This window comes from Curtobacterium sp. Arg-1 (assembly GCF_025643395.1).
Taxonomy (GTDB): domain Bacteria; phylum Actinomycetota; class Actinomycetes; order Actinomycetales; family Microbacteriaceae; genus Curtobacterium; species Curtobacterium poinsettiae.
On the sequence record NZ_CP095731.1, the window covers coordinates 536,839 to 558,606 of the forward strand.

Below are 21,768 nucleotides of genomic sequence, written 5' to 3' on the forward strand. Positions count from 1 at the left end.
GGCGGTGTGCCGCCGTTGGTCACTCCTTGACGAGGACGACCTCGTCGAGGGCGATGCGGCTGCGCGGGGCGACCTCGCGCTCGGCGGCCTTCTCGTCGAGCTGCGACGGGTGCGCGACGGTGCCGACTGCCGTGACGGTGTACGGGACGAACCGCTCCGGCAGGTCGAACGCGGTGCGCAGTCCGGCGGCGTCGATGCCCGCCATCTGGTGCACGTGCAGCCCCTCGGCGTGGGCCTGCACCGTCAGGGCGGCGAGCGACTGGCCGAGGTCGTACTGGGCGAAGGGACGCTCGTCGCCGTCGGCGGTCACGGTCTCGAGCACACCGACGACCAGGGCGCTGGCACGGAACGCCCACGCGGCGTTGAAGCCGAGCAGGTTCTCGCTGATCTTCCGGAACGTCTCGGTACCGCGGCGGCCGGCGATGAAACGGCGGGGCTGGAAGTTCATGGCCGACGGTGCCCAGCGAGCTGCCTCGAGGACGGCGTCGAGCTGGTCGTCCGAGATCGTCGCGGTCCCGTCGTACGAGCGGGGGCTCCAGCGCTCCTCGAGCAGCGGCACGAGCGGCTGGCTGGAGTCGGTGGACCGGGTCAGGGTGTCAGCGTTCGTCGAGGTCATGGTGCGCTCAACGGTATTCGATGCGTACGCATTTCCGACCTGAGTGACGTCACATCCCCGCCTCCAGGTGCCAGGATGGAGGGGATGGGTGGCGTGTTGACCGGCTTCGCGATCATCGGCGTGATCATCGCCGGTGGGTACGTCGTCGGACGCATCGGTCTGCTCGGCCCGCACGCACAGTTCGTGATGAGCCGGCTCGCGTTCTTCGTGCTCATGCCGTGCCTGCTGTTCCACACCATCGCGACGGCCGACATCGCGTCGCTGCTGTCGTCGATGCTCTGGGTCTCGCTGCTGAGTGCCGCCGTGGTCGCCCTCGCCGCCGCCGTGGTGTTCCGCTTCGTGCTGCGGCGGTCCGTCACCACGACCACCGTCGGAGCGCTGGCCTCGAGCTACGTCAACGCGAACAACATCGGGCTGCCGGTGGCCGTCTACGTGCTGGGGCAGGCGACCGCGGTCGTGCCGGTGATCCTGCTGCAGCTCGTCGTGATGGCCCCGATCGCGCTGACGATCCTCGACGCCGCGACCGCGGGTGGTGGCGGGTGGGGCAGGCGGATCGCCGGGCCGTTCCGGAACCCGATCATCATCGCCTCGCTCGTCGGGCTCGTGTGCTCGGCGACGGGGCTCACCCTGCCCGACCCCGTGCTCGAGCCGTTCTCGCTCGTCGGCGCTGCCGCGGTGCCCGTTGTGCTGCTGTCGTTCGGGATGAGCCTGCACGGTGCGACCCCGCTGCGGGACCCGGCGATCCGGACGGACGTCATCGTGGCGTCGTCGATCAAGCTCGTGGTGATGCCGGCGGTGGCGTTCGTGTTCGCCCGGTTCGTGTTCGGCCTCGGGGACCAGGACGTCTTCGTGCTCACCACGCTCGGCGCCCTGCCCGCGGCGCAGAACGTCTTCAACTACGCGCAGCGCTACGGGGCCGCGGTGCCGGTGGCGCGTGACGTCGTGCTCATCTCGACCCTCGGCTCGGTGCCCGTGCTGGTCGCGATCGCCGCCCTGCTGCACCCGTAGCGCTCGAGACGCCGGCGTGTGGCATTGCGGAAGACGCCGTCGTGTTGCCGAGACGCCGGCGTGTGGCGTTCCGGAAGACGCCGTCGTGTTGCCGAGACGCCTCGATCTCGCCGAGACGCCGCCGCATTCGGCGGCGTCTCGCGCACTTGCGGGCGTCGTGCGCGCACGCCGGCGTCTTCCGTGTCCTGGACCTGCGGCGGGACGGACGGGAGGCGCGTGGCGGGGCTGCACCGGGCCTCCCGTCCGTCACGTGGTGGCGACCACCGCGGACCGTGCGCAGGAGCGGTCGGGTCGCGCCCGCCGACCCGACCGTTCCTGCTCACGAAGTGGGAACAGCGCGCGCGTATGGTGGCGGGCACGCGGGGCGGACCGCCTCGCGACCGATGACCACGACGAGGAGACCTCCGATGGACACGATGGCGATGATGCAGAACATGTCGACGACGGACATGCCCGTGCAGATGGACATGAGCACGATGCAGGACACGATGATGGCGATGAACGCCGCGTCGATGGCCGCGACGATGTGTTCCGCGGCCGACATGCGCATGGGCGGCGACATGGCCACCTGCGCCGCGATGTGCTCGAACACCGCGATGCTCGCCGACACCGGCATGCGGATGATGATGCGTCCGATGGGCATGGACACGGCCGCGATGCAGGCGATGCTCATGGCCGTCGTCGCGATGGGCACCGCGTGCGCCGCCGAGTGCCGCACGCACCAGGACATGGACGAGTCGTGCCGCTACTGCGCGATGGCCTGCGACGAGATGGTGTCGAAGTGCCAGGCGATGCTCGACGCGATGGCCGCGTGAGCCGCTCCGGCTGCGCTACGCGACGCGCGCGGTGGTCTGCCGGCTGCCGGCGCTGAGGATCTCGGCGACCGGGTGGTGGGCGACCGGTTCGCCGACCGACAGGACGCCGTCCGCGTCCGCCACCCGCAGCTGGGTGATGCTCCCGTCGAGGAACAGCACCACGGCGTCGGCTGCGCGGGTCTCGACGACGATGCCGTCGCGCCACGCAGCGGGGGCCGCGGTCGCCATGAGGCGCTGGATGGGAAGGATCGTCGTGCGTGACATGGCTTCACCTGCTCTCGAAGGGGTTCGGTGCAGGAAACCTACGTCGACGTGACGGTCCTCGGCGCGACGGCGGACGCCGGGCGTAACAGAGCGGGTGCCGACGTTCCGGCCTGGTGACCCGGCTCCGCTCAGAAGATCATCGGGCGGTCGTCGTCGAGCGACGTGTCCAGGTCGAGGTCCACCACCACGGGCACATGGTCGCTCGGGGCGTCGCCCTTCCGCTCGTTCCGGTGGATCGACGCGTCGGTGACGACGTCGGCGAAGGCTTGCGAGCCGAGCACGAAGTCTATGCGCATGCCCTCGTCGCGCGGGAACCGCAGCTGCTTGTAGTCCCAGTAGGTGTACCCGTCGGGCACGATCGGGCGGACGACGTCCTGCAGCCCCCGGGCCTCGAACTCGCGGAACGCTGCCCGCTCGGGCTCGCTGACGTGCGTGGACCCTTCGAACACCCGCAGGTCCCAGACGTCCTGGTCGAGCGGTGCGACGTTCCAGTCGCCCATCAGCGCGAGCGGGGTCTCCGGCGACGCCTCGATCCACTCCGACGTGCGGTCGGCCAGCTGCGCGAGCCAGTCGAGCTTGTACGTGTAGTGCGGGTCGCCGAGCTCGCGGCCGTTCGGCACGTAGAGGCTCCAGAGCCGCACGCCGTCGACCGTGACGCCGATCGCGCGGGCCTCGACCGGCAGGTCCGGCCCCTCGTGGCCCTTCAGGAACCCGGGCTGGCCCGGGAAGTCGCGGGTGACGTCCTCCAGCGGCAGACGGCTGGCGAACGCGACGCCGTTCCACTGGTTCAGGCCGTGGGCCTCGACGTGGTAGCCCGCAGCCTCGAACTGCTCGACCGGGAACTGCTCCGGCTTGCACTTGATCTCCTGCATACCGAGGACGTCGACGTCCTCACGCACCAGCCAGTCGACGATCCGACCCACTCGGGTGCGGACGGAGTTCACGTTCCAGGTCGCCACGCGCATGGAACAAGAACCTACCGGTGCCGACTGACGACGAGGTCGGCACGTGCATCGTCTGTGCGGCGTCCGGCACGATGGTGTTCGCTGGAGGCCAGCAATCGACCGCACGGAGGCAGCAATGGCATCGACGACGAACCGCGTCGACGGGACCCCGACCGGGGCCACGCTCGGCACCGGGGCAGGCAACACCCAGCCCGCAGGCACCACCACGACGCAGGTCACCGCCAAGGGCAAGACCATCATCGACGACACGGTCGTCGCGAAGGTCGCGGGCATCGCCGCTCGCGACGTGCCGGGCGTCTTCGCGCTCGGCGGCAACGCCTCGCGCGCGTTCGGCGCCATCCGCGACGCCATCGGCTCGAGCGCGCTCGGCCAGGGCGTCCGCGTCGAGGTCGGCGAGACCCAGGTGGCGGTCGACCTGACGATCGTCGTCGACTACCCGACGCCGATGATGGAGGTCGCCTCCGCGGTCCGCGCCGCCGTCACGAACGCCGTGACCGAACTCGTCGGCCTCGAGGTCACCGAGGTCAACATCGCCATCAACGACGTGAACATCCCGGCCCTCAACGGCGTCGCGGACGAGCTCGACACCCGGGACGGTCGGGTCCGTTGAACGCCACCGTCGTCGGGATGGGCGTCGGTGCCCTGCTCGCGATCGTCGCCGTGACGCTCGGGTTCTGGGCGTTCGTCGTGGTCGCCGTCTGCATGGCGCTCGGCGCACTGGTCGCACGCATCGTCACCGGCGACGTCGACTTCCGTCGCCTGCTCGACGTGCTGCGCGGACGCCGGAGCTCGTCGTGAGCGACGCCGCCGTCGCCACGACCGGCGACCGCGGCGTCCGGGTCCCCGGTTCCGGTCCTGGCGCTGCTCCCGTCGGTGTCCGGGTCCCCGGCTCCGACAGGATCGGAGCCCACGCGCTGGTGCGGACCGCGCAGGCGGTCGCCGCCGAAGCGCTGCGCGTTGCCGCCCGGGAGGTCCGTGCCCGCGTCGCCGACGACGGCCGCGGTGCGCTGGCGGTCGAGATCACGGCCCCGCTCGCCCTGCCGGTGCTGGGCGCGCACGCACTCCCCGACGAACCGGTCGTCGCCACGGCGCACCGGGCTCGCGGCACGATCGCCGAGCGCTTCCGGACCATCACCGGCCGACAGGTTGCCCGCGTGACGGTGACGTTCGCGTCGTCGGTGGTGGACACCCCGCGGAGGGTCCGGTGACCGTCCCACCCCTCGTCGGCGCGCCCGCCGGGGACCACGCTGCCACCTACCGGCGCCTGCTGCGTCGGGAGACCCACGTCTCCCGTTCGGGCGCCGTCGTCGTCGCGATGCTCATCGCCCTGGTGCTCGCCGCCGCTGCGGTCTTCGCCGGGGCGCTCGTCCTGCTCGACCAGAACGTGCTCGGTGTCGACCCCCGTGCCGTGGTCGACGCCGCCCTCGCCGCGCCGGACGGCCTCGACACGACGATCGTGATCGGTGTCGGCGCCGTCGTCGCCCTGATCGGCCTGGTGCTCCTGCTGCAGGGGATCCTGCCGCAGCGGCGCCCACGCCACACGATGTCGTCCGACCGGCTCGCCGTGGTCGTCGACGACGAGGTCCTGGCCTCCGCCGCGGCCCGCGCCGCCCGATCCGCGACCCGTCTGGGCGCCGACGCCGCCGTGGGCACAGTCGGCCGTCGCACGGTCGACGTCGTGCTCCGGCCCGCAGCCGGGGTGGACGTCCCCGCGGTGGCCGCGACCGAGGCCGTCGAGCGGGAGTTCGCCGCGATCGACGCGCAGCCGGCCCTCGCCGCGCGCGTCCGGGTGCAGCCGACGGGGCGGGTGGACGGATGAACGCCACGAACCGCGCACTCGGACGCACGGCACTGATCGTGCTCGGGCTCGTCCTGCTCGTCGCCGGGGTCGCCGCGATTCTGGTGCAGACCGCCCAGAGGTTGCCCCTTGTCGCATCGTGGTGGCGCGTGGTCGGCGATGCCCTCGCCGGACTCGGCACCGGAGCGTCGCGTGACGACTCGGTGTTCGCGTGGACCTGCGTGCTCGGCGGTGGTGTCGTGCTCGGCGTGCTCGCACTCGTGGTGCTGACGACGCTCGGCGGAGGTCGCGAGAGCACCGTGGTGGACAGCGACGGCTCAGCGGACGGCGTCGCCGGTTCGGTGCGCATCGAGTCCACCGCCGTGCAGCACGCGCTCTCCTCGGCCATCGGGGACCTGCCCCAGGTCGGCTCGCTCGCCGTCGACGTCTACCGGGTCCGTGGCGGTCGGGCGATCCGGGTGCGGGTCCGTCCGCGGCGGGGAGCCGCGCCGCGGGAGATCACCGAACGGGTCGAGGCCGTCGTCGCCGACCTGGACGCCCTGCTCGGCGAACGCCTGCCGGTGCTGCTCGAGATCGCCCGTGGCGGTTCGGGGTCGTCCCGCCCGGACCGCGTGCACTGAGCGTCGCCGTGGTGCGCTCGATCGGTGGACTGCCCCGGCCGGGCGAGACCGTCCCGGTGCCGCACGTCGTCGCCCAGGCGGCCCGAGGGCGTGAGGTCGCGCTCGTCTGGCACAACCAGATCGGCGGGACGACGTTCCGCATCGGACCGGACGCGCACGCCGAGGAGTTCGTGAAGGTCTTGCCGCACGCCTACGGTTCGTGGGTCGGCGGCGAGGCCGCGCGGCTGACGTGGGCGTCCCGGTACGCCCGGGTGCCGGAGGTGCTCGACCACGACACCGACGAGGACGGCGTCTGGCTGCACACCCGCGCGGTGCCCGGCTGGAGCGCCGTCGACCCGCGTTGGCACGACGAACCCCGGACGGCGGTGGTCGCGGTTGGGGAGGGCCTGCGCGCGCTGCACGACGCCCTGCCGGTCGACGACTGCCCGTTCACGTGGTCCACGGTGGACCGGCTCGATCGCGCGCGTGCGGCCGACACCGACGCCGACCGGGGGCCGGGCTCGCTCGGTCCGGAGCCGCCGACCGACCGGATCGTCGTCTGTCACGGCGACCCGTGCACGCCGAACACGCTCATCGGTGCGGACCGGCGGTGGAGCGGGCACGTCGACCTGGATGCGATGGGCGTCGCTGATCGCTGGGCCGACATCGCGGTGGCGACGATGGCGCTCGGCTGGAACTACGGACCCGGGTGGGAGCCGCTGTTCCACCGGGCGTACGGGCTGCCGGACGACCCGGAGCGCACCGCGTGGTACCGGGCGCTGTGGAACACCGACGTGGACGACGTGGGGCCTGCCGCGGGCTGAGCCGGAGGCGGGCTGGTCCGCTAGAAGGCGACGCCGCGCGCCGACATGAACGGCACCGGGTCGGTGGTGGCGCCGTTGATGTGCACCTCGACGTGGCTGTGGCAGCCGGTCGATGCCCCGGTGGAGCCGACGAGTGCGATGAGCTGCCCCGCGGAGACCTGTTGTCCGGTGGCGACCCGGAAGCCGCCGTCGACGATGTGGCCGTACGCGGTCTGCACGCCGCCGCCGTGGTTGATCCGGACGTAGTTGCCGTACCCGCCGTACCAGCCGACGTAGTCGACGGTGCCGGCCGAGGCCGCGACGATGGGCGTGTAGCAGCCGCTCGCCAGGTCGGTGCCCTCGTGCATGGTCACGACGCCGGTGATCGGGTGCACGCGGTACCCGTAGGGGCTGATGACGTAGCCGCTGGCGGGGCGGACCCAGCCGGTCCCCGAGCCCGCGCCGACGGAACCGCCGCCGCCGGAGCCGCTGCTGCCGGTCGAGCCGCCGCCTGACGGAGCGCCCCCGCCGGAGTTCGCGGCAGCCTGTGCGGCGGCCGCTCGCTGCGCGGCTGCTGCGCGCTCTGCGGCTTCGCGTGCCGCCTTCTCTTCCGCCGCCTTGCGGATGCGCTCACCCTTGGCGAACTCGGCTTCGGTCCGGACCCGGCCCGAGGTCAGCGTCGCGAGCTGGGCGTCGAGTCGTGCCTTGTTCGACTGCTGCTCGTCGTAGGCGGCCTGCACGGCGTCGGACGCCGTCTGGGCTTCCTGCATGCGGTCTTCTGCTTCGGCGGCGAGGTCGCCGAGTGCTTCGGCGGCGCGGTCTGCCTGCGCTTCGAGCGAGCTGGCGACGGCGGCGTCGGAGCTCGCGGCGGCCTGCACACGCTCGGCCTGCTCGGAGAGCTTGCTCAGCGCGCCGAGGTTGTAGAGGAGGTCGCTGGCGTCCTTGCCCTGGGTGATCACCGAGGTGGTGACGTCGGCACCACCGGAGCGGGACATCTGCGCGGCGAACTGGCCGGCCTGCGCGGCGCTCTGGTCGGCGACCTCCGCGTGCTCCTTCGCGTCGGCGCGGAGCTGCTGTTCCTTCTCTGCGGCGGTCTGGGCCTTGCGCTGCGCCTTGTAGAACACGTCACCGAGCTTCTGCGCCTTCGCCTCGGCAGCCTCGACCTTGGCGTCGAGTTCGCTGATGATGCCCCGGATCTCGGTGATCTGCCCCTGCTTCGCGGATTCCTTGCCACGGGCGGACTTCACTTCGTCCCACGTGGGGTAGGTCACCGCCTGGGCCGCCGGGGCATCGACCACGACCGTGCCGACGAGGCCCGCGAGCGCCAGGCCGGCGACGGCGAGGCGCAGGCGCACGGGGACACGGGGGACACGGAGGCGTGAGGGGCGAGACATCGAGCACGAGCCTATACATCCGTACAGCGAGCATCGGACGGCAACGCGCCGCTGTGGACAACTTCAGCAGCGGATCAGAAGCCGCGCTCGCGGCGGATGACGTCGGCGCTCCCGACGACGTCGCGCCGCAGGAGGGCCTGCCCCGCGGTGCCGGCGTAGTCGTAGACGTCGAAGCCGGTGCAGTGGGTGATCGTCGCCGGCGGGCCGAGGGAGTCCTCGACCGCGGTGGTCCAGAGGTCGTGCGACCCGACCACCACGAAGCTCGGGTCGGCACCGCGGTACGCCCCGAGGTCGACGAGCCACGGGTACGTCTCGAAGGTGTCGCGGACCTGCAGCAGCTCGAGGTTCGTCGACGCGTAGGTGGCGAGGGGACGGACGGTCCAGAACTGTCCGACGCCGGTGACCTGGCGTCCGTGCGCCCAACGGTCGAGGCACGCCGCCGCCGGGTACCGGGCGGTCGCCACGGCGTGGGCGGTCCCGGGGGTCACCGCGACGCCCACCGCGAGCACGGCGGCCATCGCGACCGCGACCCCTGCTCGGACGCCCCGGTGCGGACGGTGGACCCGTGTCCGGCGCACCGCGGTGCGGGTGAGTTCGGCCACGGCGACGAGTGCGAGCAGCGGTGCGGTCACGATCGGCTGCAGGTAGCGCGGGGTCTCGGACCCGGCGACGACGACCCCGACGGACACCGCGACGACGGTCACCAGGGGGAGCAGCGTCGCGACCAGCACGGTGCGGGCGGTGCGGACCCGCCAGGCCCAGACCGTGCCGCCGACGGTGACGAGCACGCCGGCGAACAGCAGCAGCAGGCCGACGTCGCCCGGTGCCGTGCCCGCCCGGTCGTCGGTCAGTGCCGCGAAGAACCGCAGCGTCTCACCGGCCCGCGACGGCTGCACGTACGTCGCGGGGTCGAGGGAGACGAACGGCCGCAGCGGGATCCGCACCAGGTACCCGACGACCGAGCCGATGGTGACGGCACCGGACAGCAGCGCCGCCGGACGCCACGGCACCCGGCGCGCCAGCACCAGGAGCCCGAGCGTGACGACGACCGGAGCGGCGGACCACGGCACGTACAGCGGGTTCGACGCCGTCGTGCACGCGGCGACGAGTCCGAGCACCACGAGCAGCAGCACCGACGCCCGGCCGAGCCGCACCGACCGCAGCACGAGGACCGCGGTGCCGAGCATCGCCAGCACGGCACCGTAGTAGTAGGTCGTCGTGAGCAGCAGCGACGCCAGCTCGAGCGAGGTCGCCGTCGCCGACGACTCGGTCAGCACCAGCAGGGTGACGAGGCCGAGCGCCCCGGCCGACACCGCGATCCGGGCGGGGCGCCCGGCGGACGGCATCAGTTCGTTCGCGGCCGCACGCACCAGCGCGTAGACGGCGAGGAGCACGAGCACCCCGTTCAACGCCAGGGCCTGCTGCGGCGTCGCGGTCACCAGCGCGCTGAACAGGTACGCGGGCAGCTCGGGGAAGAAGAACAGCGCGGGCGACATCGCCCACTCGAACGGCTGCCCGGCCTGCAGCGAACGCTCGACGAGCGGCAGCAGCACCGAGTCGCCGTCGTACCAGAGCAACGCCACCCGTTCCGTCGCGACGACGTGGCGCAGGGCGATGACGGCCAGGGCCAGCGCGACCAGGCCGCCAAGGGCCTCCCGTCCGATCGTGACGGCCACGGCACCGGGCCGGCGGCCGCCGGCCGGAGCCGGCTCCACGGCGGCGCGACGCGGTGCACGGGACATGCCCCGGAGCGTACCGACGCTGCCTCGGTGCCAGCACGCACAGACGCTCAGGCTGGGGGAGCGCGCTGCGGGCCCGACCGGCTACCCTTGTGCGCTGTGACCGACGCGCGCGAACAGTTGATCCAGTACATCTCCTCCGAAGCGGTGTTCCACGGCGACTTCACCCTGACCAGCGGGAAGAAGGCGACGTACTACATCGACCTGCGGAAGGTCAGCCTGGACCACCGCGTCGCGCCGCTGATCGGACAGGTCATGACCGAGCTCGTGCAGCAGGTGCCGGACGTCTCCGCCGTCGGCGGGCTCACCATGGGCGCCGATCCCATCGCCAGCGCCGTCCTGCACCAGGCCGCCGCCCAGGGACTGACCTACGACGCCTTCGTCGTCCGCAAGGAACCGAAGGACCACGGCCGCGGCAAGCAGGTCGAGGGCCCGGACCTGCAGGGCAAGCGCGTCGTCGTGCTCGAGGACACCTCCACCACCGGTGGCTCGCCGCTCAAGGCGGCCGAGGCGCTCGAGCGCGAGGGCGCGATCATCGCCGCCGTCGCGGTCGTCGTCGACCGGGACACCGGTGCCAAGGAGACGATCGAAGCGGCTGGCTACCCGTACTTCGCAGCCATCGGGTTGGCTGATCTGGGGCTGACCGCGTGACCGAGGAGCGTCCGGACGACGCACGCGAACCCGACGGCACCGCCGGCCCGGCAGACGGGGACGACGGCCAGGAGGCTCGGCGTGCGTCCGGATCGGACGCTCCGTTCCACGGTCTCCGCAGCGCTGCGGACATCTTCGGGGCCCCGCGGGGCGAGGAGGACTGGCCGTCGCGCCGGGAGCGTCGCGAGGCCGAGCGCACCGCGCGTGAGACGGGCGCACCGCTGCCCGAGCCGTTCGTGCCCGAGCCCGAAGATGCTGCGCCTGCGCCTGCGCCTGCGCCTGCGCCTGCTCCTCCTGCTGCGCCGGACGACTCGACCCAGGCCATCTCGATGCCCGCCGAGCTGCTCGCGCCGTCGGAGAACCCCGACGCCGCCGTCGAGCACGAGCGCTCCACGCTGCACGACCGGATCCCGGCCGCCGCGGACGTCCCCCCGGACTCCACCGCACCGCACCCGTCGTCGATCGTGCTGCCGACGGCCCAGGCCCACCGCGACGAACGTGCCGCCGCGTCCAAGGCGATCGAGGACGAGCGTCGCCGCGTCGACCCGTTCGGCGAGGGCCGTGCCGACGTCGACTGGCTCGGCCGTGCGACGGGATCGCACCCGGAGCCCGTGGCGCCCGCTGCGCCGCAGCCCCTCGGTGTCGAGAACGTGCTGCCCCCGACCGAGGAGCCGCCGACCTTCACCGACCTGTTGCGCATCACGAGCACCGGGCCGGTCCCCACGCAGACCGGCGCCCACGACCGGCCGTTCGACTGGGCGATCGGCGACGACGACGAGCCCGGCGAGGTCCCGGCGACGCTGACCACCGACTCGTTCGACACCACCGCACTGTCCGCAGGGTCCTGGTCGCTCGCCGACGAGTTCGACGACGAGGACGAGGTCGTGGCCGGCGAGGTCGACACCCCGGCCGCCGGGCTGCCCCAGGCGCCGCGCACCTACCCGGTGCCGCCGGCCGTGCCGGTCCCGCCCGTGGTGCCGCCGGCTGTGCCCGCTGCCGGTGCCACCGCTGCCGGCGCAGGTGCCGCCGCCGCTGCTGCTGCCGGCGCCGCTTCGCCGGACACGAGCGACCCCGCGGACCCGACCGAGGCAGTGGACGCGCCCCGTGCGTCCACCGGAGCCGACGAAGCGGAGGCGACCGAGGGCCTCCGATCTGACGCCCCGACCACCGCGATCCCGGCAGCCGGGACGCCCTGGTGGTCCGAGCCCGACGCGACCGTGCCGCCGACCGCTGCGCCGCCGCTCGTGGAGCCGACCGCGGGTGCCCAGGAGTACCCGGCACACCTGCCGCCGTCGGTCGGACAAGACCTCGACGCCGTGCTCGGACTGGGCCGGACCGAGACCGGTCCTCAGCCGGAGTCGCTGCCCGCCGCCGCGCCGGACGACCTGGACCAGTCCGAGTGGGACGGCCGCGAGACCAGCGACACGAGCGCCATCAAGGACCTGTTCGGCACCGAGGCCGTCGGGCAGCTCGGTGACACCGGCTACGACCCCGAGGACACCGGCACGCGGATGATGCCCGCGGCTGCCGTGCCCACGGCTGCTGCTGCGCCGGCTGCGGCCCGCCCTGCTGCTGGTGCTGGTGTCGGCCGGTCCGCGGCTGCTCCGGACCGACAGCCCGGCGAACGCGACAACTTCATCAACGAGGGCTTCGCGCGGCTGCGGAACGAGGGCAAGCGCGGCAAGCAGCTGCTGATCTACGGGTCGATCGCCCTGATCCTCGTGCTCATCGTGCTGGTCTTCCTGCTGTCGAAGTGGATCCTCGGCAACAACATCGCCGACCAGGCCGTCCCGACGAAGTCGCCCTCGGCTGCGTCGTCGGCATCGGCGGCCCCGACCGCCGCTCCCTCGACCGCGCAGTCGAGCGAGGCCACCGCACCCGCCGCCGCGCTGCAGTTCGCGACCACACCGGCCCAGCCCGGTGAGCACCCGTGGACCGACCTGGCCGGTGGGGAGTGCCTGTCCCCGTTCACGAACGCGTGGTCGCAGACCTTCACGGTGGTGGACTGCGCGACGCCGCACATCGGGCAGCTGACCGCACGCCTCGCCGTCGAGGGTGACACCTACCCCGGTGCCGAGGCCCTTGCGACCCAGGCGGCCGACCAGTGCCAGTCCGACACGGCCCTGAACGCCTCGGCCGCGGCTGCCGTGGGCGACGTGCAGGTGCAGGGTTCCTACGCGCCGGACCAGGCGACGTGGGACCAGGGTGACCGGTTCATCGCGTGCTTCGTGACGCGGTCGTCGGGGCAGCCGCTGACCGGGTCGCTGGCTCCGGGGGCGTAGGGGCGCGGGGCGGGGCGGACCCGTTCTGCGACGATCCACCCCGTGATCGACGGGTGATCTGTCGGAACATGCACACGCAACGGATGCGTGCGCAACGAACGACATCCCACCCGTCGAACGACGAGTGGGATGTCGGAACATGCACGCGCATCCGTTGGCGCGCGGGCGTCAGGCGCTCGCGGGCACCTTCGCCGACACGTCGGACAGCGTCTGCAGCTCGTCGGCGGTGAGCTCGAGCTCCGCCGAGGCCAGCAGCGCCGGCAGCTGCTCGGTGTTCCGGGCGCTCGCGATCGGCGCGACGACGTCGGGCTGCGCCTGCAGCCAGGCGAGTGCGATGGTGGCGATCTCGGAACCGTGCGCATCGGCGATCGAGGACAGCGCATCCACGACGGCGAGCCCTTCGTCGGTGAAGTAGCCGGACACCTGGCCCTCGCGGTCCTTGCCGGCGAAGTCGTCCTTCGTGCGGTACTTGCCGGTCAGGAACCCCGCGGCGAGCGAGAAGTACGGCACGACGCCGAGCCCGTGCTCGTGGGCGAGCGGTGCGATGTCGGACTCGTACGGCTGGCGGGTGACCAGGTTGTAGTGCGGCTGGATCGCGACGGGTTGGGCGAGGCCGTTCTCCGTCGCGATGCGGATCCACTCCGCGGCGCGGTCCTTCGAGTAGTTCGAGATCGCGGTGTACCGGACCAGACCGTCCTGCACGAGCTGGTCGAAGGCACGGACGGTCTCCTCGAGCGGGGTCGACTGGTCGTCGAAGTGCGCGTAGTACAGGTCGATCCGGTCGGTGCCGAGGCGCTCGAGGCTGGCGCGGGCAGCGGCGGCGACGGTGTCGGCGCCCAGGCCCTGGAACTCCGGGTGCTGCGAACCCTTGGTGGCGATGACGACGTCGTCCCGCTTGCCCGAGGCCCGGAGCCACGAACCGATCACACGCTCGGACTCGCCACCCGAGTTGCCCGGCGCCCACGCGGAGTAGACGTCGGCGGTGTCGATGAAGTCGCCGCCGGCCGCGGTGTAGGCGTCGAGGACCTGGTGCGAGGTCGACTCGTCCGCCGTCCACCCGAAGACGTTGCCGCCGAGGGCGAGTGGGAACACGTGCAGGTCAGTGGTACCGATGCGGGGCATGCGGAGGTCCTTTCGTGGTCGGAGGTGCGGTGGGAGCGAACCGCACGTCTCCCGACGCTATGCCCCGATGCTTGACACGGCCCCGGCGCGAGGGGCTTCGATGGAGGGATGACCACGCTCACCGCTGCCCTCACCGACCCGCGATCCTCTGCCCGGTTGCAGGCCGTGATGGCCGCGGGCACCACCCCGGACCCGTCGGACCTCGAGGTGCTCGTCGCGCAGTGCGCCGTGGAGCCGGACTTCTTCGTCCGCGACATGCTGACGTGGGCACTGACCCGACACCGGGCCGAGGACGTCGTGGCCCGGGTGCTGCCCGAACTCGAGCGCCCCGAGTCGCAGGCCCGCAGCCAGGCGCTGCACACCCTGTCGAAGATCGGTGACCCGGACGCCTGGCCGGCAGTGCGCCCGCTGCTCGGGGACCAGGACGACGAGGTGCTCCGAGCCGCCTGGCGTACTGCGGTCGCCCTGGTCCCCGACGACGAGCGGGCGTCGCTCGCGCGGACCCTCGCGGTGCAGCTCGGCGTCGGCGACCGGGATCGTCGGCTCAGCCTGTCGCGTGCGCTGGTGGGACTCGGCGAGGACACCGTCGCGCCGGTGCTGGCCGCGGCTGCCGACCGGGGCTCCGACGTCGTCCGCGAGCACGTGCGCGAGACCGAACGCCTGCTGCACGACCCCGGCGTCGCCTCCGAGTACGCGCTCGAACGGGCTCGGCGCGAGGTCGCCCTCGGCCGGACGCGTTCCGTCAAGGGGTAGGGCCGGCGGGCGCGCCCGGCCGGGCGCGCCGAGTGGTCGCGGACTGTCGGTTGTGGGGCTGTCGGGCGACGGATGGTGACCGGTCGGCGGACGTGAGCGGGGTGTCGTGACCGGCGGGAGTGTCGGACGGGAGGCGCGTGGCGGTCGCGCGCTGAGCCTCCCGTCCGTCGCCACGCGCGTTCGCGGGGCGCGGTGCGGTCGTGACACCCCGTGCGCTCGGCGCCGAGCGGTCGCGAATCGTCGGTTGCGGGGCTGTCGGACGACAGTTCGTGACCGCTCGGCGGACGTGAGCGGGGTGTCGCGACCAGCCGACCGGCCGACCGGCCGACCGGCCGACCAGCCGACCAGCCGGCCAGCGCCCGCAGCGCGGTCAGTCGCCGTCGGGCGCCAGCCAGATGGACGCGGCGGCGGCGGCCGGCAGGTCGACGAGGGACTCCGAACCGTCGGTCGAGCGTCGTGACACCGCGATGACGCCGGCGTAGTCGCGCACCCGCTCCACCCGCAGGTGCGTGCCCAGCCGGACCCCGAGCTCGTCGAAGTACCGCAGCAGCGACGGGTCGTCGTCCGAGACCCGGTCGACCGTGCCGCACGCACCGGGCTCGATCGCGCCGAGGAGCGTGCCGGGGGAGTCCGGCACGATGCCGTCCGCGCCGGGGATCGGGTCACCGTGGGGGTCGTGCGTCGGGTGCCCGAGGTCGGCGTCGACACGGTCCAGGAACCGCTCCGAGACCGCGTGTTCGAGGGCCTCGGCCTCGGTGTGGACCTCGTCCCACGAGTAGCCGAGCCGTCGCACCAGGAACGTCTCGATCAGCCGGTGCCGGCGGACCATCGCCACCGCGACCTGCTGGCCCAGGGGCGTGAGGACGACGCCGTAGTACGGGGTGTGCTCGATCAGGCCGTCACGGTCGAGCTTCTTGAGGTTGCCCGACACCGTCGACGCCGACACCTTCAGCGACGCGGCGATGTCCCGCGTCGCCAGCCCGGGCCCTCCGCGCTCGCTGGCCTTCCAGATGAGCTTGACGTAGTCCTCTGCCATCGTGGACAGGGAGGGCAGGCGCATACCGCCAATCGTACGTCCCGCCTGGTACAACCGGGAGGTGACCACGACCACCCCCACCCGAGCCCGCCGCCGTCGCTGGCCGGTGCCCCCGTCGCTGCTGCTCGGGCTCGCGCCGCTCGTGGTGTTCGCGGCCATCAGCGCCTGGCGCTCGCGGCCGAGTGACGACTACGCGACCCTCGCGCAGACCGTCGACAGCGTCGTGCACGCCCTGGTCATCCCCGAGGGCATCGCCGTCGCCGCGCTCGCCGTGTTCGTCACGGCGCTCGGCTGGTGGCGGATCGCCACGGTCGACCCGGTCCGGACGCGGGTGCGGTGGACGATGCTCGCGCCGATCCTCGTGCTGGTGGTGTGCGTCGTGCGGCTGCCCCTGATCGACTGGACGGCGCTGCCGGCGCACTACTTCCTGCTGCTCGCCGTCGGGGTGCTGTTCGTCGGGGTGTTCGAGGAGCTGATGGCCCGCGGGACCCTGCTCGTCGGGCTGCGCCGCCGCCTGCCCGAGATGGGTGTCTGGGCGCTGTCGTGTGTGCTCTTCGGGCTGCTGCACCTGCTCAACGCGCTCGCCGGGGCGGGCATCGGACCGACGCTGATCCAGGTCGTGTTCGCGGCATCGTTCGGGTCGACGCTGTACGTCGCGCGTCGGCTGACCGGGTCCCTGCTCGCACCGGTGCTGCTGCACGCCTTCTGGGACTTCGGGTCGATCGGGTTCTCGGCGACCGCGGACACGGGCGACTTCGGGAAGCTGACCCTGCTCGGCCTGATCGGGCTGTTCTCGTTCGGGGTGCTCGCGTTCGGCATCGTGGCGGGCGGGGTCGTCGCCTGGTACGACGACCGGCCGCGGCGGCTGGCGAAGCGGTGGCGGACGGTACCGCCCATGGGGGCGGTCGTGGTGCCGGGAGGCGAGCCGCGCCTCCAGGCCGACGTGGTCTGAGGGAACGGACGCGACGGGCGCGGGGCGACCCCGCGTGGACGCGACGGTGCCCCGGAGCGCAGCACGCTCCGGGGCACCGGTCTGTCGAGTCAGTCGGCCCGACACGTCGTGTCAGTCGGCCCGACGCGTCGTGTCAGTCGGCCCGACGCTCCGTGTCAGTCGGCCCGACGGCGGAGCTGGCGACGGCGGATGACGACCAGCGCGATGCCGGACATCAGGAACACGATCGCGGCGATCGTGACCCCGGTGAGCTGCGCACCGGTGAAGGCCAGGCGCGTCGCCGACGGGTCGGTCGCGGACGGGTCGGCGGCGACGGTCTGCCCCGTGGCCCCGGCTCCTGCTGAGGCACTCGAGACCGGCGCTGCCCCGCTCCCCGTGCCCGCACCCGTGCTCGAGCCGCTGCCGGTCCCACCAGCGGAACCGGTGCTCGCGCCCGTACCGCTGCCGGAGCCCGTGTGCGGCTTCGTCGTGGGCTTCGGGGTCGGCTTCGGCGTGACGGCCGTCGACACGATCCGCGAGACCGCACCCGTCTTGGTGTTCAGGAGCACCTCGCGGTGCTGCGGGTGCGTGAAGTCGAACATGCCCCGGAGGGACCCGGCACGAGCATCGAACGACTGGTCACCGATCCGGCCCGTCGACCAGTTGTCCTCGATGAACTTCGTGGTCGAGGTCTGCTCGATGGCGGTGTGGTCGACGTGGTTCTGCTTGGCGAACGGCGAGATGACCAGGTACGGCAGCCGCTGCGAGGGGCCGCAGCGGTCGAGGTACCCACCGGCGACACCGACCTTGGTCGCGGCCGTGGTGCAGACCGTGGTGTCGTTCGAGGAGTCCGTCGAGCCGTTCAGGATCGTCGGCGCGACGTGGTCGTACCAGCCGTCCGAGTCGTCGTAGTTGATGACGATGGCCGTGCTCGACCACTCCGGCGACCGCTCGATCTCGTTGATCTTCGACGTCAGGAACTTCTGCTCGTCGAGCGGGTCGGAGTACGCGGCGTGGCCGTCCTGGGCCTCGGGTGCCTTGAGGAAGGACACGGCGGGCATCCGGTGCTCGGCGAGGGCCGTGTCGAACGCGGACAGGTCGTACTGGTGGTTCGCCCGGTCGGTGGAGCCGATCATGCGGTCGCTCGTCGGTGCCAGGTGGTGCGGGTTCGACGTCGACGCGTAGTACGCGAACGGGTTGTGGTGCGGCGAGTAGTCGTTGCTGACCGAGCCGCCGACGTTCGTCGTGGTGGCGTCGCACTTGGCGAGCGTGCCGGTGCCCGCGTAGGCCGTCGTCGGGGTGAAGCCGCCCTGGAACCAGCCCCAGGTGACGCCCTTCGCGTTGAGCAGGTCGCCGATGTTCTTGCCCGACATCTTCACCAGGTTCGACGTCGACGTGTGGTCCTTGTCGGAGCAGTCGTCGTAGGCGGGGTCCGGGTCGGCGGTGACGGTGCCCTGGCCCGCGGCGTCCTTCGCGACGACGGCGGTCGAGGTCGGCACCGTGGCACCGGTGACCGAGTCCACGCCGGTGCCGCCGTGGGTGTTGCCGCTGATCAGGTTGAGCGCCCCGGGGGTGGAGGGGCCGAAGCCGGTGTCCCAGGCGTTGTCGCTCATCGCGTAGTTCTGGGCGTAGTTCCACAGCCCGGTGGTGGTGTTGCCGTCGTAGTAGTCCATCGTCAGGCCCGGCGACCCGTACAGCCCGGTGCAGGTGTCCACCGAGGTGCTCTCGACGAACTTGTCCATGGCACCGCCGTCGACGGCCTTCTGCTCGGGCAGGTAGTTGTGGTTCTGGTCGCAGGTGAGCGCCTGGGCGGGCGTCAGCCGTGACGGGGCGTAGGCGTTCGGGTTCTTCGTCAGGGTGCCGGAGGACGCGAGCGTGTTCACCTTCGGGGTGCTCCGTGCGGCGGTGAAGCGGGTGCCGTCGGTGTTCGCGGCCTTCGGGTAGGTGCCGAAGTAGTGGTCGAACGACACGTTCTCGTCGTACATGACGACGACGTGCTTGATCGGGGTGGTGGTCCTGAGGGAGTTGTCCGCGGCGGACGCCGACTGCGGGATGGCGAGGGCCGTCCCGGCGACGGCCGCCAGGGCCATGATGGCGAGCGCGCCCTGTTGGACGCGTCGTTCGGAAGGTCGGAACACGTGGAACCTCTCACTGGTCGGGACGGTGGGGTGGTGGGGGAGCGGTGGGGCCCGGCGGGCGGGCGGGTCCGGCCGGGTCCGTGCGGGCGGGGCCGTGCGGGCGACGGCCCGGGCTCGGATGTGCGAGCGTCGGCCCGGCTAGGTCCGTGCGAGCAGTCGACGGCCCAGCCAGTCGTCCGCGTGGCGGACCCCGGGCAGGGCGAAGAAGTAGCCGCCGCCGACCGGTGACACGTAGTCGACGAGGGGCTCGTCGACCAGGCGCTTCTGCACGGCGACGAACTGCCGTTCCAGGTCGGCCTGGAAGCACGCGAACAACAGGCCCATGTCGAGGTCGCCGTTCGTGTCGGTGCCGTTGTCGTAGTTGTAGGGACGACGGAGCATCTGCTGCGCACGGGCTTCGGCGGTGCGCGGGTTCGCCAACCGGATGTGTGCGTCCATCTGGATGACGTCGCCGGTCGGGTCGTCCTGGTACCGGGGGTCGTCGAACTCGCCGCTGCGGGTGAGCGGGGCACCGGAGTCGCGGTGCCGGCCGATCATGTTCTCCTGCTCGTGCAGCGAGACGCGGTCCCAGAACTCGACGAACATCCGGATGGTCCGCACGACGTGGTAGCTGCCTCCGGTGACCCAGTCGGGTTCGCCGTCCTGTCCACCGCGGGTCCAGACCAGGTCGTCCATCACGCTGCGGTCCGCGGTGGAGGGGTTGCCGGTGCCGTCCTTGAACCCGAGCAGGTTGCGCGGGGTGCCGGAGGGGCGCGGCGGGGACGCGAAACCGTCCTGGCGCCAGCGCACCTGCATGCCGCCGCGGGTGGCCCGGGCGATGTCGCGGACGGCGTGCAGGACGGTGTCGGTGTTGTGCGCGCACACCTGCAGCAGCAGGTCGCCGTCCGAGATCGACCGGTCGAGGTCGTCGTTCGGGAAGTCCTCCATCGTCCGCAACCGCGCCGGGCGCTGCCCCGACAGGCCGTACCGGTGGTCGAAGAGCGAGGCGCCGACGCTCGCCGTCACGGTGAGCCCGTCGGCCGCGACCTGCGGTCCGAGCACGCCGGAGTCGGCCGGCGGCGCGGTGATCCCGACGTCGGCAGGCGTGCCGCCGCGGGTCAGGAACCGGGCCCGCTCGGTGATCGTCCGGAGCAGGTCGGCGAGGTCCCCGCGGTCGGCCGCGGTCACGTCGAACGCCAGGAACGCCGACTGTCGCTGCGCGGGTGTGGTGATCCCGGCCTGGTGCGCGCCGTGGAACGCGTACGAGGAACCGGGCGAGGCGTCGGCACCGCCGGTGGTCGCGGCGGCTGCCTGGAGGCCCGTCCCACGCCCGGCGGTCAGGCTCGCTGCCGCCGCGGCGGCTCCGGCACCTGCCCCGACCGCGCTGGTCAGGAACGCGCGGCGTCCGACCCCGCGGGTGGGGCCGGGCTGCTGCTGGTCGTCCGGTGCGCCGGCGGGACAGGCACTGCCGTCGGCGGAGAGCCCGAGGCGGGCGTGTGCCTCGGCCATCCGGCGGTACGTCGCCGCGTCCATCCCGCGTGGGCGCTGCTGGCTCCGGGGGCCCGCCGGGCCCGGGCGCTGCGGTCGTTCGGTCACGAGGTCCTCCTCGGGTCGCAGATGGCGGCGACGGGCGCGAGCTGTTCGAGCGCAGCGTCGAGGTCGGCGTCCAGGTGCTCGCGGGCGGTGCGGTCGAGACCGTCGAGGGTGTCCCAGCTGCCGTCGGTCCGTCGGTGTGACTCGGCGTCGGCGCGCAGGGTCGCCAGCGCACGGTCGGTGGCCCGGAGGCCCGGGTAGCGGGTCCGCAGGATCGACCGGAGCGGCTCGAGCGCGTGCTCCGTCCCGCTGATGTTCGCGTCGATCGTCGCCAGTGCCGTGTGGCTGCCGGCGTCGGTGGCCCCGGTCGCCTCGAAGCGGAGCGCGTTCTCGAGGATCTCGTGCGAGCGCAGGCCGATGTCGAGCGGGTCGACCCGCTGGGTGGGGAACGTCCGGCGCAGGTGTTCGACGGCGGCGACCAGGGCGTCTGCGGGTGCGACGGCGCGGATGCCGGGCGCTGCCGACCACAGCAGCGCTTCGACGCGGTGGAAGCCGGTCAGGTGCGGGTCGTCGAGTGCGGTCCGTCCGGCGGCGGGGAGCCCGTCGATCGCGGTGTCGTCGTCCCCGAACGCGCCGTAGGCGGCTCCGAGCTGCTCGTACTCGCGGTGACCGACCAGCCAGTCCCGTCGTGCGGCCCGGACGTCACCCGTCCGGACGTCGGCGTCCAGTGCACGCACGTCGGCGAGCAGCGTCGGCAGGCGGCTCTCGATCCAGTCGCCGTACGACTTCGCGGCGGGGATCAGGTCGTCGCGGGTGACCGGGACGATCCCGGGGGTCTCGTCGCTGACGTGCGTGGCGCCGCGCAGGTGGACGACGGGCCCGGTGCCGGGGTTCGCGTCGGCGGGCAGGCAGCGGAACCGGTACTGGCCGCGCGGGAGTCGGACGCCGTAGTCGTGCGTGGCACCCGCTCCCAGTCCCTCCGCGTCGAGGTAGACCGCGCCGTTCGTGGGGTCGACCAGCTGCACCTCGATCCCGGCGACGGAGGTGTTGTGGATCCGGAACGTCTGGGGGCCGGCGAGAGCGCGGTCCGGACTCGCGGGCCACCCCGTTCCGCAGGCGTCGGTGCCGGCCTGCACGGTGACCGCGCTCGTGTGCGGCGACGTCGGAGGGACCAAGTGCGGGGTGACGATCGCGGTCCCCACGAGTGCTCCGAGTGCGCCGACGACCACCGCCGTCGTGGCACGAACCGACATCGGCACCGATGACCCCATCCTGTAGCAATTCACAGAAAACCCTGGTCAGAGCCGCTTTCAGCTCGACCAGGGCAACCCTAGGGTCGCTC

General features: G+C 72.6%; 22 protein-coding genes. 12 read left to right on the plus strand and 10 right to left on the minus strand.

Features of this window, described 5'->3' with window-relative positions; translation table 11 throughout:
- Positions 1-19: 19 nt before the first annotated feature.
- The gene (locus tag MXD64_RS02655; RefSeq protein ID WP_263137098.1) at positions 20-616 is read right to left on the minus strand and encodes a nitroreductase family protein; all 597 of its coding nucleotides are present in this window, start codon (positions 614-616) and stop codon (positions 20-22) included.
- Between the two features lie 84 nt (positions 617-700).
- On the opposite strand from MXD64_RS02655, the gene MXD64_RS02660 reads away from it, so the two are divergent.
- The gene (locus MXD64_RS02660; RefSeq protein ID WP_017886350.1) at positions 701-1,624 is read left to right on the plus strand and encodes an AEC family transporter; all 924 of its coding nucleotides are present in this window, start codon (positions 701-703) and stop codon (positions 1,622-1,624) included.
- Between the two features lie 407 nt (positions 1,625-2,031).
- Complete coding sequence (locus tag MXD64_RS02665) at positions 2,032-2,439, plus strand: aldehyde dehydrogenase (protein ID WP_071250534.1); 408 nt, start codon at positions 2,032-2,034, stop codon at positions 2,437-2,439.
- 15 nt (positions 2,440-2,454) lie between these two features.
- Here MXD64_RS02665 and MXD64_RS02670 read toward each other — a convergent pair whose 3' ends face one another.
- Positions 2,455-2,703 (minus strand): hypothetical protein, encoded by a 249-nt coding sequence (locus tag MXD64_RS02670; RefSeq protein WP_056069500.1) that lies wholly within the window; start codon positions 2,701-2,703, stop codon positions 2,455-2,457.
- 128 nt (positions 2,704-2,831) lie between these two features.
- A complete protein-coding gene (locus MXD64_RS02675) occupies positions 2,832-3,668 on the minus strand; it encodes an exodeoxyribonuclease III (protein ID WP_017886347.1) in 837 nt (278 codons plus the stop codon).
- Between the two features lie 115 nt (positions 3,669-3,783).
- On the opposite strand from MXD64_RS02675, the gene MXD64_RS02680 reads away from it, so the two are divergent.
- From MXD64_RS02680 to MXD64_RS02705, 6 genes are read left to right on the plus strand one after another with little or no spacing between them, the layout of a single operon-like run.
- A complete protein-coding gene (locus MXD64_RS02680) occupies positions 3,784-4,278 on the plus strand; it encodes an Asp23/Gls24 family envelope stress response protein (protein WP_159557234.1) in 495 nt (164 codons plus the stop codon).
- Positions 4,275-4,466 (plus strand): DUF2273 domain-containing protein, encoded by a 192-nt coding sequence (locus tag MXD64_RS02685; protein WP_017886345.1) that lies wholly within the window; start codon positions 4,275-4,277, stop codon positions 4,464-4,466. Before MXD64_RS02680 ends, MXD64_RS02685 begins: the two co-directional genes overlap by 4 nt.
- A complete protein-coding gene (locus MXD64_RS02690; protein ID WP_159557232.1) occupies positions 4,463-4,876 on the plus strand; it encodes a hypothetical protein in 414 nt (137 codons plus the stop codon). Before MXD64_RS02685 ends, MXD64_RS02690 begins: the two co-directional genes overlap by 4 nt.
- Positions 4,873-5,487 carry a hypothetical protein gene (locus MXD64_RS02695; protein ID WP_071250528.1) on the plus strand — a complete coding sequence of 205 codons (615 nt, stop codon included), beginning with the start codon at positions 4,873-4,875 and terminating at the stop codon, positions 5,485-5,487. Before MXD64_RS02690 ends, MXD64_RS02695 begins: the two co-directional genes overlap by 4 nt.
- Positions 5,484-6,086 (plus strand): hypothetical protein, encoded by a 603-nt coding sequence (locus MXD64_RS02700; RefSeq protein ID WP_071250526.1) that lies wholly within the window; start codon positions 5,484-5,486, stop codon positions 6,084-6,086. The genes MXD64_RS02695 and MXD64_RS02700 overlap by 4 nt, the downstream gene beginning before the upstream one ends.
- A gap of 8 nt (positions 6,087-6,094) precedes the next feature.
- The gene (locus MXD64_RS02705; protein WP_263137099.1) at positions 6,095-6,889 is read left to right on the plus strand and encodes an aminoglycoside 3'-phosphotransferase; all 795 of its coding nucleotides are present in this window, start codon (positions 6,095-6,097) and stop codon (positions 6,887-6,889) included.
- Positions 6,890-6,909: 20 nt separating this feature from the next.
- Here MXD64_RS02705 and MXD64_RS02710 read toward each other — a convergent pair whose 3' ends face one another.
- Both MXD64_RS02710 and MXD64_RS02715 read right to left on the minus strand, forming a co-directional pair.
- Positions 6,910-8,262 (minus strand): M23 family metallopeptidase, encoded by a 1,353-nt coding sequence (locus tag MXD64_RS02710; protein WP_263137100.1) that lies wholly within the window; start codon positions 8,260-8,262, stop codon positions 6,910-6,912.
- Positions 8,263-8,336: 74 nt separating this feature from the next.
- Positions 8,337-10,004, minus strand: coding sequence for a hypothetical protein (locus tag MXD64_RS02715; RefSeq protein ID WP_262160564.1), 1,668 nt, complete (start codon positions 10,002-10,004; stop codon positions 8,337-8,339).
- 96 nt (positions 10,005-10,100) lie between these two features.
- Here MXD64_RS02715 and pyrE point away from each other — a divergent pair, with 96 nt between their 5' ends.
- Both pyrE and MXD64_RS02725 read left to right on the plus strand, forming a co-directional pair.
- A complete protein-coding gene (pyrE, locus tag MXD64_RS02720; RefSeq protein ID WP_017886338.1) occupies positions 10,101-10,652 on the plus strand; it encodes an orotate phosphoribosyltransferase in 552 nt (183 codons plus the stop codon).
- Positions 10,649-12,934, plus strand: coding sequence for a septum formation family protein (locus MXD64_RS02725; RefSeq protein WP_263137101.1), 2,286 nt, complete (start codon positions 10,649-10,651; stop codon positions 12,932-12,934). The genes pyrE and MXD64_RS02725 overlap by 4 nt, the downstream gene beginning before the upstream one ends.
- A 168-nt stretch (positions 12,935-13,102) precedes the next feature.
- Here the strand turns inward: MXD64_RS02725 and MXD64_RS02730 are convergent, their stop codons facing one another.
- Positions 13,103-14,056 (minus strand): aldo/keto reductase, encoded by a 954-nt coding sequence (locus tag MXD64_RS02730; protein ID WP_263137102.1) that lies wholly within the window; start codon positions 14,054-14,056, stop codon positions 13,103-13,105.
- Positions 14,057-14,164: 108 nt separating this feature from the next.
- Between MXD64_RS02730 and MXD64_RS02735 the strand changes: the two genes are divergently transcribed.
- A complete protein-coding gene (locus tag MXD64_RS02735; RefSeq protein ID WP_259551691.1) occupies positions 14,165-14,809 on the plus strand; it encodes a HEAT repeat domain-containing protein in 645 nt (214 codons plus the stop codon).
- A 370-nt stretch (positions 14,810-15,179) separates the two neighbouring features.
- On the opposite strand, the gene MXD64_RS02740 is transcribed toward MXD64_RS02735, so the two are convergent.
- Positions 15,180-15,869, minus strand: a complete 690-nt coding sequence (locus tag MXD64_RS02740; protein WP_017886335.1) for a metal-dependent transcriptional regulator — start codon at positions 15,867-15,869, stop codon at positions 15,180-15,182.
- A gap of 37 nt (positions 15,870-15,906) precedes the next feature.
- On the opposite strand from MXD64_RS02740, the gene MXD64_RS02745 reads away from it, so the two are divergent.
- Entirely contained in the window at positions 15,907-16,797 is an 891-nt protein-coding gene (locus MXD64_RS02745; RefSeq protein WP_071250520.1) for a CPBP family intramembrane glutamic endopeptidase, read from the plus strand.
- 155 nt (positions 16,798-16,952) lie between these two features.
- Here the strand turns inward: MXD64_RS02745 and MXD64_RS02750 are convergent, their stop codons facing one another.
- The 3 genes from MXD64_RS02750 to MXD64_RS02760 form a co-directional block, all read right to left on the minus strand.
- Positions 16,953-18,914 carry a phospholipase C gene (locus MXD64_RS02750; protein ID WP_081612207.1) on the minus strand — a complete coding sequence of 654 codons (1,962 nt, stop codon included), beginning with the start codon at positions 18,912-18,914 and terminating at the stop codon, positions 16,953-16,955.
- Between the two features lie 138 nt (positions 18,915-19,052).
- The gene (efeB, locus tag MXD64_RS02755) at positions 19,053-20,489 is read right to left on the minus strand and encodes an iron uptake transporter deferrochelatase/peroxidase subunit (RefSeq protein WP_263137103.1); all 1,437 of its coding nucleotides are present in this window, start codon (positions 20,487-20,489) and stop codon (positions 19,053-19,055) included.
- Complete coding sequence (locus MXD64_RS02760) at positions 20,486-21,679, minus strand: EfeM/EfeO family lipoprotein (protein WP_263137104.1); 1,194 nt, start codon at positions 21,677-21,679, stop codon at positions 20,486-20,488. Before MXD64_RS02760 ends, efeB begins: the two co-directional genes overlap by 4 nt.
- Positions 21,680-21,768 lie beyond the last annotated feature (89 nt).